The following is a 13589-nucleotide window of genomic DNA, read 5'->3' on the forward strand; positions in this document are numbered from 1 at the left end:
CCTGGATGAAAGCGGGAAAGCGGGGTGTGAAGCGCTTCGCACTTCGGGGGGTTGGTGCGGATAACGGAAGAAAGTGTGAGATAACCCGCGACGACGCGCGGGTCAGGGCTAGATGCGGCGCGCCTGCCAGAACTTTGCGCGCCAGTAGACGTTATCGAGTGAGGAGCGCATGACGCCGCGGCTGGTGGAGGCGTGGATAAACTGGTTATCGGTATCGTAAATGCCGACGTGCAGGCCGTTGTCCCCGGAGCCGGTTTTGAAAAACACCAGATCGCCTGGCAGCAGGTCCTCTTTGTCGATTTCTGTGCCGATCTCTGCCTGGTCGCGGGTCTGACGCGGCAGACGCATGGCAAAGCGATCCCGGAAGGTCATCAGCACGAAGCCGGAGCAGTCCACGCCGCTGCGGCTCATCCCGCCATAGCTGTAGGGCGTGCCGCGCCAGTTCTGAAGCTGGTCGTTCAGCTCGGCAATCACGGTAATAGAGTCAGAAAGGCGGGCGTCGGGAGGCGGTGCGCGATGGCTGCTGCATCCCACCAGGAGTAACGTCAACACTGCAATTATCCACAACCGCATTTTCAGGCCATTCCTCTGGTCTTCCTTTTTTTGGCTAATGTAGCCTGCTTCGCCTGAAACAGGCAAGTGACGACGGACATCGCGTGCGGCAGGAAGCCCCCTGCCCGACGCACGCCGGGCAGGGTTCGGACTCAGAACTGAAGGGAGTAGTTCAGGCCAAAGGTGCGGCCACGTCCTTTGTAGTCATACAGCGACGCGGGGCCGTAGCCCGGACTGTAGTAGAGCGGCGCGCGCTGACCCCAGACGGTGGTGTAGTCGCGGTCGAACAGGTTCTCCACGCTGAAGCTGAGTTTACCCAACGGAAGCGCGTAGCTGCCGAGCAGGTCAATCGTGGTGTAGCCGTCGATGCTGTTGCCCTGCTCATCGCTGACGTCGAAGGAGGTGGTGCTCTGCACACGCAGGCTCCACGGATCGGGTGCCCAGCCGATGTACGCCGTCGCTTTCGACGGGCTCGCCACCTTGACGTCATATTTCTCCCAGCTGCCGTCGACCTTCGACTCGGTCTTAAGCACGTTGAAGTTCGCGCCGGTGCTCCAGACGGTCTCCGGGATAAAGTAGTCCACCGCCCCTTCCACGCCGTAAATGCGACGCTTGTCATCCACCACGCTGATGGTGAGATCTTTATTCGCCAGCACACTCTTATCGGAGATCGAGTAGTAGGCCGCAATCTGGGTACGCAGGTTGTCCCCGGTGTAGCGCCAGCCCAGCTCGTATGAGTTAACTTTGACCCCTTCCAGGCTGCTGTCATCGACGTTGACGCTGTCAATCAGCGGCAGACGGCCGTTCACCGCCGCGCCATAGGTGCCGCGCCCGTAATATTTCCCCGGATCCGGCAGCTCCACGCCCTGGGAGAAGTTGAACCACGCCTGCTGGCGTTCGGTCAGGTGGGCCAGCAGACCGGCGTTAAACAGGACGTTGTCGTAATCCACCGAGCCGCCGGGAATCGCATCGGCGGACACGGCCTTACCGGCCGCAATCTGCTGCTGCTGCGCGTAGCCGATGAAGTCATCAATCTTATTCTCGGTGTACTGGTAGCGCACGCCGCCGCTCAGGGTAAAGATGTCGTTGATGTCATAGCTCGACTGCAGGAAGGCCGCCAGATTAGTGATGTCATACGCCGGATAGCGTCCGGTGGTGTAAATCCGCTGGTTATTCATCCCGCCGGAGGCGCTTGCTTTGTCGAGATCGAAGAACATCTGGTTAGCGGTAAAGCGTTCGCGATCGGCATCCAGCCCCCAGGTCAGCTGCCAGCCGTCCAGCGGCTGACTGTTGAGGGTTAGTTTCGCGCCATACTGATCGGTTTCCTGCTGGGATGAAGAGAAGGCGGTAGTCTGCTGGCTGGCATTCACCGTAGGGAACGGATAGAACTTCAGCGACTCGTCGCGGTAGTAGACCTGGCCCACCAGCTCCTGACCCATGAAATCGCTGTCAGAGTATTGCAGGCTTATCAGGTGACGTTCGGTGCCCGGAATACGGTCTGAACGCAGCCCCTTGCTGACATACGGCGCAGAGGTGCCGTTTAGGGTTGAAAAACCTTCTCCCAGATCCAGGCCGTAATCGTCGTCGCCCTGGCTTTTATAATACTGGGTCACCAGCTGCAGCTGCCGGGTGTCGTCGATGTTCAGCGTGCCGGTACCCATCACGTCGAGGCGGTCGGAATATTGCAGGCCGGTCTGGGTGTTATCCAGCAGGGTGGCGTCACCATTGCCGTCAAACCAGCCGCCAAATTTCTGGTATGCCACTGAGGCACGCCCGTAGATGTGCTCGTTCCCGCCGGAGAGGGCGCTGGCCACGCGCTCATCGTGATCCTTGCTGCTGTTGAAGCCGCTCTTCAGGCCCGCCTCGAACTCGCGCAGCGTTTCGGTCTGTCCTTTTTTGGTGACGATGTTGATAAGCCCCCCGGTACTGCCGCCGCCGTACAGCGCGGTCGCACCGGAGATCACTTCAACGTGGTCGATATTGAACGGATCGATAGCATCGAGCTGACGGCTGTCGGTGCGTGAGGAGTTGAGGCGTACACCGTCAACCAGCACCACCAGCGGGCGTCCGCGCACGTTCATGCCATAGTTGGTGCGGCTCTGGCTGCTGACGTCAAGGCCCGGGATCAGCTGCGCCAGCGCGTCTTTCAGCTCTTTACCGCCCTGGATCTGCTGTTCTAACTCGGCGTTTTCAATCACCCATGAGGTCTGCGCCATTTCCGCCACGGTGCGATTGCTGCGGCTAGCGGAGACCACAACCGTGTCATCATCGGCCTGCTGAGCGACCGCGGGTGCCATCATGGCGAGCAGAAGCGGGTTGAGCGCCCAGAGCGTATGCTTTTTGCTTATCATCGTTTTTCCTTCACACGGGCGGAAAATATCTGCCCAACATATTGTGTAGCGAGTGTAAGAAGCAGCCTCCGGCTGCGGTGTTTCCCGGCTGCCGCTGCGCCACTGACCTTGCGCGGGCGACGGACTGAGATAGCATGCCTCACGCCTGCGGGCGCGATGGCGATATCGGGCGAAGCAGCGCGTCCCGATGGGCAACGCCCTTCTCCAGTCTGATGGAGCTTCGTGCCCCTGCGCAGCGGCAACGCTCTTCTCTTTCGTGCAACCTGCTGATATTCACCAGAATGGATATGTCATTGTGAGGCACGATTTTGCCGATAACAGTTCTCATTATCAATAACAATTACGCGTATTCTTAAAATTTCTCTTACATCCAGAAACATTACCGCAAGGAATTTGTTACACACTCGCTTATCAACTGCGCTCAGGTCTCATCCCGCAGAAGTTGATTCGAGGTCAGCGATCTGAAGCAGCGTAGTGTTTTTTATTGTCGCTACGCCGGTATGAACGTCATGCAGCGGATGGTGGTTATAGATGAAACGGATCGGAGGGGGAGTAATACCGGCTCTACGCCAGTCCGGGCGGAACAAAGCCAGGCCGGGAGGCGACAAGACAGAGGGAGCGAAACGCCCAGGCATGAGTAGCCGGACAGCGTCGTACCGGATTGATGGCCGCCGGTTAGCGCGGCCAGAGAAAGCGTTCGCCGTCGAGGTTCACTTCACGAAACGGCACGGTCCAGGTCTGCTCAAGCTGCTGCGGCGTCAGGATGTCCGGCCCGCCCTGCGCCACCAGCTTGCCTTTGTGCATAAGCCATACCTGCCGGGCATAGCGCAGCGCGTGGTTGAGATCGTGACTGCTCATCACCACCGTCACCCCGCCTTCACACAGCTCAAGCAGGATGCGATCCAGCGCCGCCTGCTGGGCAACATCAAGGCTGTTCATCGGCTCATCAAGCAGCAGTAGCCTGCCGTGGGGATTCGCGCCGGGATGCACCTGGAGTATCACCGCCGCAAGACGCACGCGCTGCCACTCGCCGCCGGAGAGCTGATTCACCGGACGGGTCAGCTTATCGTTGAGCCACAGGGCTTCGGCGATGTGCGTCATCCAGCGCGGATCGGCGCTCCCCTGCTGGTGCAGCGACAGGTAGTGCCACACCGGCATCGCGAACGGCGGACTCTGATGCTGGGCAAGCCAGGCGCGACGTCGCGCCAGCGCCTCGCCCTGCCAGTCATCAAGCGCCTGACCGGCAAAATGAATGCGCCCACCGCCGTCGATAAGTCCGGCCATCATCTCCAGCAGCGTGCTTTTGCCTGCGCCGTTCGGCCCCACCAGATGCAGCCAGACGCCCTGCTCCACGCTGGCGCTCAGCGGGCCAAGCCGCCCCGGAAAGGTGACGTCCTCAAGCTGCATCAGCGTCGTCATTATTTTGCCAGCGCCACTTTGATGGCTTCCATGACAATCGGGTCTTCCGGCAGCATGTCCGGGGCGAATCGCTGGACCACTTCACCGTCGCGTCCGATCAGGAACTTTTCAAAGTTCCACAGGATATCGTCCGGATAGAGCGGTGCGCGGCCTTTGCTTGCCAGACGCTCGTAAAAGCCGCTCTGCTCGGGCGCAACGGCGGTCGGCGCGGCGGCAATCAGCTTTTGATACAGCGGATGACGCTGCTCGCCGTTAACCTCGATTTTGCTGAACATCGGGAAGGTGACGCCATAGGTGGTGCTGCAGAAGGCTTTGATCTCCTCCTCGCTGCCCGGCTCCTGGCCTAAAAACTGATTGCACGGGAAGCCCAGCACGCTAAAGCCGTCCTTCTCCCAGGCTTTGTGGATGTTTTCCAGCTGTTCGTACTGCGGCGTCAGGCCGCACTGCGATGCCACATTGACCACCAGCAGCACCTTACCCCGGTACTTCTCGAGCGTCGTTTCTTCGCCATCAATGGTCGTCACGGTGGTGTTCAGTACATCAGACATAGCAACCCCTTAATCAGTGTGATACCCGGACGTCGCGTCCGGCTTTTAAGCATAGCCAGATAATGAACAAAAAGAGCAACTTCCTGGCCAGGCAAAATGTGAGAAATTACGTATCGCCGCGCCACTTAGCGCTGCGCGCGCAGCAGGAGCCAGATAAACAGCGGAGCGCCAAGGGTGGCGGTAACCACGCCGATGGGCAGCTCGGCGGCGCGCAGCACCAGCCGGGCGACGATATCTGCCCCCAGCAGCACCGCTGCTCCGGCCAGCGCGCTGGCGGGCAGCAGCACCCGGTAGTCGGTCAGGCCGCACAGGCGCAGCATGTGGGGGATCACCAGCCCGACAAAGCCAATCGCGCCGGCCAGCGCCACGCTGACGCCCACCAGCCAGCCGGTGCTCACCACCAGCAGGTTGCGCCACAGCCAGAGCGGCAGCCCAAGCTGGCGCGCCGAGGCCTCCCCCAGCGCCAGCATATTCAGCGGCTGCGCCTGGCGGCACAGCCAGAGCGTCACCGGCACTAACGCCACCATCAGCCAGCCCTGACGCCAGTCCACCCCGCCGAACCCGCCCATCAGCCAGTACATCAGCTGACGCAGATCGAGGCTGCTGGAGAAGTAGACCGCCCAGGTCATCAGCGCGCTACAGATGATGCCGAGCGCTACCCCGGCCAGCAGCAGGCGGCTGGTGGAGAGGTGGCGACGGGCGAAGCGCAGCAGAATGACGGTGACGGCCAGCGCGCCGAGGATGGCACACAGCCCCAGCGACCAGTCGGGCAGCGCGCCCTGGCCAATCATCACCGCGGCGATAACGCCTACCCCGGCACCGTTAGAGACGCCCAACAGCCCCGGCTCGGCGAGCGGGTTGTCAAACAGCGCCTGCATCACCGCGCCGGAGATGGCCAGCGCCGCCCCCACCAGCAGCACCGCCAGGGTGCGGGGCAGACGGATCTGCCAGAGAAATAGCTGGCTGGCGTCATCGAGCCAGTGCGTGGGAGTAATCCAGATTTCGCCGGCGCACAGGCTGATAAGCGCGGTCAGCAGCAGGCACAGCGCCAGCCAGCACAACAGGCGGCGTTCGCGACGTCGCGTAACAAGGATAAATTCATGCATAGGAAATGCGATCATGGGAGACACGCCATAGCGGTAATGGCCTGTAGAAAATCAGGAAATAAAAAAGGCCGCTTGCCAGCAAGAGTGATGTTGTTGCCCACATCGATATTCGGGCTTTCACTCTCTGCATGCACAGCGGCCTTTTTTTGGTCAGCGACGCTTAATCGTCTTTCGGCGTTGCGTTTTCGACACGGCTTTTCAGCTTCTGGCCGGGCCTGAAGGTCACAACCCGACGAGCAGTGATGGGAATATCTTCACCGGTCTTCGGGTTACGTCCCGGACGTTGATTTTTATCGCGCAAATCAAAGTTACCAAAGCCCGAGAGTTTGACCTGCTCACCGTTTTCCAGAGCGCGACGGATCTCTTCGAAAAACAGCTCTACCAGCTCTTTGGCATCCCGCTTGCTAAGCCCAAGCTTATCAAACAGATATTCTGACATTTCAGCTTTTGTAAGCGCCATAGGTTCAATCCCTCAATGATGCCTGGAATCGCTCTTTTAGTGCCTCTACGCATCTTGCAACGGTAGCGGCAATCTCCTCTTCTTCGAGTGTACGGCTGGTATCCTGCAGGATAAGGCTGATCGCGAGGCTCTTATAGCCCTCTGCAACGCCCTTGCCACGGTACACGTCAAACAAGTTTACGCCAACTACCTGATTTGCGCCAACTTTCTTACATTCGACCAAAATATCTGCTGCGGGGACGTTTTCAGCGACCACGACAGCGATGTCGCGCCGGTTCGCCGGGAAGCGAGAAATCTCCTGCGCTTCGGGTACGGTGCGCTCTGCGATGCGGTCCCAGAGCAGCTCAAACACCAGCGTACGGCCATTGAGGGAGAGCTTGCGCTCCAGCTCAGGGTGGACAACGCCAATGAAACCAATGCGTTCACCCTGTAAATAAATGGCAGCACTTTGGCCAGGATGCAAGGCCGGAATGGCTTCCGCTCTGAATTCAATTTCAGAAAGTTTACCGGTAAGCTCCAGAACCGACTCCAGATCGCCTTTCAGATCGTAGAAATCGACCGCGCCTTTTGCCATATCCCAGTGCTCATCGGTACGGTTGCCGCAGATAGCGCCAGCCAGCATAACATCCTGACGAATACCGAGGTCCGCCTGCGTATCAGGCACAAAGCGCAGACCGGTTTCGAAAATACGCACGCGGTTTTGCTGACGATTCTGGTTATACATCACCGTGCCCAGCAGACCGGTCCACAGCGACAGGCGCATCGCGGACATTTCGCTGGAGATTGGGCTTGGCAGGATCAGCGCTTCCTCACCCGGATGCAGCAGCTGCTGCACTTTCGGATCGACGAAGCTGTAGGTGATCACTTCCTGATAGCCTTTGTCCACCAGCATGGTTTTGACACGCTTCATGGAGAGCGCCGCTTCGCGGTGGCTGCCCATGACCAGACCCGCCTGCACCGGGGTATCCGGAATGTTGTTATAACCGTAGACGCGCGCGACCTCTTCTACCAGGTCTTCTTCGATTTCCATATCAAAACGCCAGCCCGGCGCGACCGCCTGCCACTCGTCCTGACCTTCGGTAACCTCGCAGCCCAGACGGCGCAGGATGTCGCTGACCTGAGCATCCTCAATGTGATGGCCGATCAGGCGATCGAGCTTGCTGCGACGCAGCGTGATGGTGGCGCGCGTTGGCAGGTGTGCCTCATGGGTGACATCGATAACCGGGCCGGCTTCGCCGCCGCAGATATCAAGCAGCAGGCGCGTAGCGCGCTCCATGGCTTTGTACTGCAGGGTAGGATCGACACCGCGCTCGTAGCGGTGAGAGGCATCGGTGTGCAGGCCGTGACGGCGTGCGCGACCGGCGATGGACAGCGGGCTAAAGAAAGCACACTCCAGCAGCACGTTGCGGGTTTCGCCGTTCACACCGGAGTGCTCACCACCAAAGATACCGCCCATCGCCAGCGCGCCGCGGTCGTCGGCAATCACCAGGGTGTCGGTTTTCAGTTTGGCTTCGCTGCCGTCCAGCAGCACCAGGGTTTCGTCCGGCTGCGCCATGCGCACGGTGATACCGCCGTTGATGCGATCCAGATCGAAGGCGTGCATCGGCTGACCCAGCTCCAGCAGGACGTAGTTGGTGATATCCACCACCGCGTCAATGGAGCGAATACCGCAGCGGCGCAGCTTCTCGCGCATCCACAGCGGCGTTGGCGCGCCAACGTTAATCCCTTTCACCACGCGGCCCAGATAGCGCGGGCAGGCTTCAGCGGCCTCAACGCGGATCGGCAGCGTGTCATTGATAGTTGCGGCCACCGGGGCTATCTCCGGCTCGGTGAGCGGCAGCTGGTTCAGCACCGCCACATCGCGCGCGACACCGATGATGCCGAGGCAGTCGGCACGGTTCGGGGTAACGCTGATTTCGATGGTGTTGTCGTCGAGCTTCAGATAGTCACGAATATCGGTGCCGATCGGCGCATCGGCCGGGAGTTCGATGATCCCCGCGTGGTCGTCGGAAATGCCCAGCTCGGAGAAGGAGCACAGCATCCCTTCCGACGGCTCACCGCGCAGCTTAGCCGCTTTGATTTTGAAATCGCCCGGCAGAACCGCGCCGATGGTCGCCACGGCGACTTTCAGACCCTGACGGCAGTTTGGCGCGCCGCAGACGATATCCAGCAGGCGCTCGCCGCCGACGTTAACCTTTGTCACGCGCAGCTTGTCGGCGTTCGGGTGCTGACCGCACTCCACCACTTCCCCGACGACTACGCCGTGAAACGCGCCTGCGACCGCGTCAACGCCGTCGACTTCCAGACCCGCCATGGTGATCTGCCCGGCCAGCGCGTCGCTGTCGAGGGCCGGATTAACCCATTCACGTAACCAGAGTTCACTGAATTTCATTGGTTTATCCTGCCCTTATTTAAACTGTTTGAGGAAACGAAGATCGTTTTCGAAGAAGGCGCGCAGATCGGTCACGCCGTAACGCAGCATGGTGAGACGCTCCATCCCCATGCCGAAGGCGAAGCCGGAGTAGACTTCCGGGTCAATGCCGACATTGCGCAGCACGTTCGGATGCACCATGCCGCAGCCCAGCACTTCCAGCCATTTGCCGTTTTTGCCCATCACGTCCACTTCTGCGGAAGGTTCGGTGAACGGGAAGTAGGACGGACGGAAGCGGATCTGCAGGTCTTCTTCAAAGAAGTTGCGCAGGAAATCGTGCAGCGTGCCCTTCAGGTTGGTGAAGTTGATGTTTTTGTCGACGATCAGCCCTTCCATCTGGTGGAACATCGGGGTGTGGGTCTGATCGTAATCGTTACGGTAGACGCGGCCCGGGGCGATGATGCGGATCGGCGGCTGCTGGTTTTTCATGGTGCGGATCTGCACGCCGGAAGTCTGGGTGCGCAGCAGACGGGTAGCGTCAAACCAGAAGGTGTCGTGATCGGCGCGAGCCGGATGATGACCAGGAATATTCAGCGCGTCGAAGTTGTGGTAGTCGTCTTCAATTTCCGGGCCCGTGGCGACGGTGAAGCCCAGCTCGCCAAAGAAGCTTTCAATACGGTCGATGGTACGGGTGACCGGATGCAGACCCCCGTTTTCGGTACGGCGCCCCGGCAGAGAGACATCAATGGTTTCGGCCGCCAGGCGCGCGTTCAGGGCTGCACTTTCGAGATCGTTTTTACGTGCGTTAAGCGCCTGCTGAACCTGCTCTTTGGCCTCGTTAATCACGGCACCCGCCGCCGGACGCTCTTCTGGCGGCAGCTCACGCAGGGTAGTCATCTGAAGGGTCAGGTGCCCTTTTTTGCCAAGATATTCAACGCGCACGTTATCGAGTGCGGCAACATCCTGGGCATCGTTTATGGCTGCCGTAGCACTGGCAACCAGCTCTGCGAGATGTGGCATGGTTTTCCTCGTTATGCCGGTCTCATCACCGGTGTAGTGGTTTAATGCGTTTCATCGCCCGCTTACGCGACAGGCCTGCGTAAAACATAAAAAAAGCCTCCGCGAGGGAGGCTTTTGGCGTGTTGTTTTCCGTTTCTTTTCTTACGCGCAAAGCCCCCTGGTGTCAGGCGCTAAAGTAAAAAAAGAAGCGGAAAATAGCAGCGTTCATGCTTGCAGTTACCTTGTTGATTCAGTTGAAAACGCTATTGAAAAATTCTACGGGTAAAAAGTCAATTGCCAGAGGCGATAAGGCAGAAATGAAAAGAGGGAGCAAGCTCCCTCTTCCACCGGCTTACGCCAGAGCTGCTTTCGCTTTCTCAACCAGTGCAGTGAATGCCACTTTGTCGAATACGGCGATGTCAGCCAGAATCTTACGGTCGATCTCAACAGACGCCTTTTTCAGGCCGTTGATGAACTTGCTGTAAGAGATACCGTTCTGACGTGCTGCTGCGTTGATACGCGCAATCCACAGCTGACGGAACTGACGCTTTTTCTGACGACGGTCACGATAAGCGTACTGGCCAGCTTTGATAACAGCCTGGAAAGCAACGCGGTAAACGCGTGAACGCGCACCGTAGTAGCCTTTGGCTTGTTTAAGGATTTTTTTGTGACGAGCACGTGCAATTACACCACGTTTTACGCGAGCCATTTAGCTCTCCTGTTCTATTCTTGAAAAAAAGTTAATAAGGTTAACGACTTATGCGTACGGAAGGCACGCGATTACCAGACCCAGATCGCCTTTAGAAACCATGGCTTTCGGGCGCAGGTGACGTTTACGCTTGGTAGCTTTTTTGGTCAGAATATGACGCAGGTTAGCGTGCTTGTGCTTAAAGCCACCTTTACCGGTTTTTTTAAAGCGCTTAGCAGCACCGCGTACGGTCTTGATTTTTGGCATTTTTTAACTTTCCACTTCGCATTGTTAATAAATGAAACATAGGCGAGCATCTCCATGAGGCTTAACACCCCGCAGAGATGCTACTTGATGGCCTTACTGTTTCTTCTTAGGAGCGAGCACCATAATCATCTGGCGGCCTTCGATCTTCGATGGGAAGGATTCGACAACTGCCAGTTCATTCAGATCTTCTTTCACGCGATTAAGCACTTCCATACCGATCTGTTGGTGCGCCATCTCACGACCGCGGAAACGCAGTGTGATTTTGGCCTTGTCACCCTCTTCAAGAAAGCGAATCAGGCTGCGGAGTTTTACCTGATAGTCACCTTCATCTGTACCAGGGCGGAATTTAATTTCCTTCACCTGGATAACTTTTTGCTTCTTCTTCTGTTCCTTAGAAGATTTGCTCTTTTCATAAAGGAACTTGCCGTAGTCCATGATGCGACAAACTGGCGGCTCGGCGTTAGGGCTGATTTCCACTAAATCTACTCCAGCCTCTTCAGCCTTTTCGATAGCTTCTCTCAGACTCACAATTCCCAGCTGCTCGCCTTCCAGACCTGTTAAGCGAACTTCCTGGGCGCGAATCTCGCCATTGATACGATTCGGACGTGCCGTTTGAACTCGTTTTCCGCCTTTAATACCTTATTCCTCCAGTTGTTGAAGACTGCGGCTGCGAATTTCTTGTTGCAGCTTCGCGATCACGTCGTTTACGTCCATGCTTCCGAGGTCTTTCCCGCGACGGGTGCGCACGGCAACTTTGCCTGCTTCAACCTCTTTGTCGCCACAAACCAGCATATAAGGGACACGACGTAAAGTGTGCTCGCGGATTTTAAAGCCAATCTTCTCGTTTCTCAAGTCCGCTTTAACACGAATGCCCGCATTTTGAAGTTTTCGGGTCAATTCGTTGACGTATTCTGCCTGTGAATCCGTAATATTCATGACCACCACCTGTACCGGGGCAAGCCATGTCGGGAAGAAGCCCGCAAATTCTTCGGTCAGAATACCGATAAAGCGTTCCATTGAGCCCAGGATGGCACGGTGAATCATCACCGGAACCTGACGCTCATTGTTTTCACCTACATACGATGCGCTCAGACGGGACGGCAGCGAGAAGTCAAGCTGCACGGTACCACACTGCCACGCACGATCCAGGCAATCATAAAGTGTGAACTCAATTTTCGGGCCGTAGAACGCCCCTTCACCCGGCTGGTACTCGAAAGGAATATTATTCTCTTCAAGCGCCACGGCCAAATCCGCCTCAGCACGGTCCCACATTTCGTCGGTACCGATGCGTTTTTCCGGACGGGTCGAGAGCTTCACGACAATTTTTTCAAAGCCGAAGGTGCTGTACATGTCATAAACCATGCGAATACAGCTGTTCACTTCGTCACGCACCTGCTCTTCCGTACAGAAGACGTGTGCATCGTCCTGCGTAAAGCCACGCACGCGCATCAGACCGTGCAGCGCACCGGACGGCTCGTTACGATGGCAGCTACCGAACTCAGCCATACGCAATGGCAGGTCGCGGTATGATTTTAGACCCTGATTGAAGATTTGCACGTGACCCGGGCAGTTCATCGGCTTAATGCAGTATTCACGGTTCTCTGATGAGGTGGTGAACATCGCATCTTTGTAGTTGTCCCAGTGGCCGGTTTTTTCCCACAGCACACGGTCCATCATGAACGGGCCTTTCACTTCCTGATACTGGTACTCTTTGAGCTTGCTACGTACAAAGGTTTCCAGTTCGCGGAAGATAGTCCAGCCGTCGTTGTGCCAGAACACCATGCCCGGCGCCTCTTCCTGCATATGGTACAGGTCGAGCTGCTTGCCGATTTTACGGTGGTCGCGCTTCGCGGCCTCTTCCAGACGCTGCAGATAGGCGTTCAACGCTTTTTTATCTGCCCATGCGGTGCCGTAGATACGCTGCAGCATTTTGTTGCTGCTGTCGCCACGCCAGTAAGCGCCCGCGGTCTTCATCAGTTTGAAATGGTGACAGAAGCGCATGTTCGGAACGTGCGGACCGCGGCACATGTCGATATATTCTTCGTGATGATACAGACCCGGCTTATCATCCGGGGCGATGTTTTCATCCAGAATCGCGACTTTGTAGATTTCACCGCGCTGCACGAAGGTCTCGCGCGCTTCCTGCCAGCTTACTTTCTTCTTGATGACGTCGTAGTTGGACTCGGCCAGCTCGTGCATGCGCTTCTCAAGCTGATCCAGATCTTCCTGGGTCAGGGTGTGCTCGAGATCGATGTCGTAGTAAAAGCCATTATCGATAACCGGACCAATCGCCATTTTGGTGTGGGGCCACAGCTGCTTAATCGCATGACCCAGCAGATGCGCGCAGGAGTGACGGATAATTTCCAGTCCGGCGTCATCTTTAGCGGTGATAATGGCGAGGTGGGCGTCGTGGTCAATCAGGTCGCTGGTGTCGACCAGCTCACCGTCAACGCGACCCGCGATACAGGCTTTCGCCAGACCTGGACCGATGTCCAGTGCAACGTCCATGGGGCTAACAGCACGATCGTAATGGCGTTGGCTGCCATCAGGAAGAGTAATTACCGGCATTATAAATCCTTATTCACAGTGGTGACCCACACGAAAGATCACATATGACATTAATGAGTATTGGTTTTTAGCAAGTAGCGACACCATCTAACCAACCGTTGTTAAATTGGTTCGTACTTTTAAAAAATGAAGCAGGTCCCTGCCTCTACGCGTAGGCCTATGGTAACACTAATAAAATGCATAAAGCTATTTATCGCGTGCGCCGCCCTGTCGCGACGGACAGAACGGCGCAGAGGAAGTGAAAAATCTGCGGTCGTGAC

Annotated in this window: 13 protein-coding genes and 1 other annotated feature; all 13 genes read right to left on the reverse strand. The window is 57.3% G+C overall.

Annotated features, from left to right (window positions below):
- Nucleotides 1-108 precede the first annotated feature (108 nt).
- The 13 genes from DW58_RS05740 to thrS all read right to left on the reverse strand — a co-directional run bounded on the left by DW58_RS05740 (nucleotide 109) and on the right by thrS (nucleotide 13329).
- On the reverse strand, nucleotides 109-573 hold the full coding sequence (locus tag DW58_RS05740) for a C40 family peptidase (protein ID WP_024549349.1): 465 nt from the start codon (nucleotides 571-573) through the stop codon (nucleotides 109-111).
- Between the two features lie 131 nt (nucleotides 574-704).
- Nucleotides 705-2903: a ferric aerobactin receptor IutA gene (gene iutA / locus DW58_RS05745; protein ID WP_024551092.1), complete on the reverse strand. Its 2199-nt coding sequence runs from the start codon at nucleotides 2901-2903 to the stop codon at nucleotides 705-707.
- 675 nt (nucleotides 2904-3578) lie between these two features.
- Entirely contained in the window at nucleotides 3579-4322 is a 744-nt protein-coding gene (gene btuD, locus DW58_RS05750) for a vitamin B12 ABC transporter ATP-binding protein BtuD (protein ID WP_024551091.1), read from the reverse strand.
- Nucleotides 4322-4870, reverse strand: coding sequence for a glutathione peroxidase (locus tag DW58_RS05755; protein WP_024551090.1), 549 nt, complete (start codon nucleotides 4868-4870; stop codon nucleotides 4322-4324). The genes btuD and DW58_RS05755 overlap by 1 nt, the downstream gene beginning before the upstream one ends.
- Before the next feature lie 125 nt (nucleotides 4871-4995).
- Nucleotides 4996-5976 (reverse strand): vitamin B12 ABC transporter permease BtuC, encoded by a 981-nt coding sequence (gene btuC, locus DW58_RS05760; protein ID WP_029696600.1) that lies wholly within the window; start codon nucleotides 5974-5976, stop codon nucleotides 4996-4998.
- A gap of 160 nt (nucleotides 5977-6136) precedes the next feature.
- Nucleotides 6137-6436, reverse strand: a complete 300-nt coding sequence (gene ihfA, locus DW58_RS05765) for an integration host factor subunit alpha (RefSeq protein WP_024550574.1) — start codon at nucleotides 6434-6436, stop codon at nucleotides 6137-6139.
- A 4-nt stretch (nucleotides 6437-6440) separates the two neighbouring features.
- Nucleotides 6441-8828: a phenylalanine--tRNA ligase subunit beta gene (pheT, locus tag DW58_RS05770; RefSeq protein WP_024550575.1), complete on the reverse strand. Its 2388-nt coding sequence runs from the start codon at nucleotides 8826-8828 to the stop codon at nucleotides 6441-6443.
- Between the two features lie 15 nt (nucleotides 8829-8843).
- Nucleotides 8844-9827 carry a phenylalanine--tRNA ligase subunit alpha gene (gene pheS, locus DW58_RS05775; RefSeq protein ID WP_024550576.1) on the reverse strand — a complete coding sequence of 328 codons (984 nt, stop codon included), beginning with the start codon at nucleotides 9825-9827 and terminating at the stop codon, nucleotides 8844-8846.
- A gap of 86 nt (nucleotides 9828-9913) precedes the next feature.
- Nucleotides 9914-10040 (reverse strand) — a sequence feature (Phe leader region).
- Nucleotides 9991-10035: a pheST operon leader peptide PheM gene (pheM, locus tag DW58_RS20855; protein ID WP_106120997.1), complete on the reverse strand. Its 45-nt coding sequence runs from the start codon at nucleotides 10033-10035 to the stop codon at nucleotides 9991-9993. Its footprint overlaps the feature before it by 45 nt.
- Before the next feature lie 118 nt (nucleotides 10041-10158).
- Nucleotides 10159-10515, reverse strand: coding sequence for a 50S ribosomal protein L20 (gene rplT / locus DW58_RS05780; protein WP_013366084.1), 357 nt, complete (start codon nucleotides 10513-10515; stop codon nucleotides 10159-10161).
- A gap of 48 nt (nucleotides 10516-10563) precedes the next feature.
- Nucleotides 10564-10761 (reverse strand): 50S ribosomal protein L35, encoded by a 198-nt coding sequence (gene rpmI / locus DW58_RS05785; protein ID WP_001124225.1) that lies wholly within the window; start codon nucleotides 10759-10761, stop codon nucleotides 10564-10566.
- Nucleotides 10762-10854: 93 nt separating this feature from the next.
- Nucleotides 10855-11397 (reverse strand): translation initiation factor IF-3, encoded by a 543-nt coding sequence (infC, locus tag DW58_RS05790; protein WP_071789309.1) that lies wholly within the window; start codon nucleotides 11395-11397, stop codon nucleotides 10855-10857.
- Nucleotides 11398-11400: 3 nt separating this feature from the next.
- Nucleotides 11401-13329 (reverse strand): threonine--tRNA ligase, encoded by a 1929-nt coding sequence (gene thrS, locus DW58_RS05795; protein WP_024550578.1) that lies wholly within the window; start codon nucleotides 13327-13329, stop codon nucleotides 11401-11403.
- Nucleotides 13330-13589 lie beyond the last annotated feature (260 nt).

It is taken from the genome of Siccibacter turicensis LMG 23730 (assembly GCF_000463155.2).
Classification (GTDB): domain Bacteria; phylum Pseudomonadota; class Gammaproteobacteria; order Enterobacterales; family Enterobacteriaceae; genus Siccibacter; species Siccibacter turicensis.

Bases quoted from the DNA above. Each gene is read 5' to 3' on its own strand.
- thrS (WP_024550578.1), bottom strand. From the start codon at position 13,329: ATGCCGGTAATTACTCTTCCTGATGGCAGCCAACGCCATTACGATCGT.
- pheT (WP_024550575.1), bottom strand. From the start codon at position 8,828: ATGAAATTCAGTGAACTCTGGTTACGTGAATGGGTTAATCCGGCCCTC.
- DW58_RS05755 (WP_024551090.1), bottom strand. From the start codon at position 4,870: ATGTCTGATGTACTGAACACCACCGTGACGACCATTGATGGCGAAGAA.
- iutA (WP_024551092.1), bottom strand. From the start codon at position 2,903: ATGATAAGCAAAAAGCATACGCTCTGGGCGCTCAACCCGCTTCTGCTC.
- btuC (WP_029696600.1), bottom strand. From the start codon at position 5,976: ATGCATGAATTTATCCTTGTTACGCGACGTCGCGAACGCCGCCTGTTG.
- rpmI (WP_001124225.1), bottom strand. From the start codon at position 10,761: ATGCCAAAAATCAAGACCGTACGCGGTGCTGCTAAGCGCTTTAAAAAA.
- DW58_RS05740 (WP_024549349.1), bottom strand. From the start codon at position 573: ATGCGGTTGTGGATAATTGCAGTGTTGACGTTACTCCTGGTGGGATGC.
- ihfA (WP_024550574.1), bottom strand. From the start codon at position 6,436: ATGGCGCTTACAAAAGCTGAAATGTCAGAATATCTGTTTGATAAGCTT.
- pheS (WP_024550576.1), bottom strand. From the start codon at position 9,827: ATGCCACATCTCGCAGAGCTGGTTGCCAGTGCTACGGCAGCCATAAAC.
- btuD (WP_024551091.1), bottom strand. From the start codon at position 4,322: ATGACGACGCTGATGCAGCTTGAGGACGTCACCTTTCCGGGGCGGCTT.
- rplT (WP_013366084.1), bottom strand. From the start codon at position 10,515: ATGGCTCGCGTAAAACGTGGTGTAATTGCACGTGCTCGTCACAAAAAA.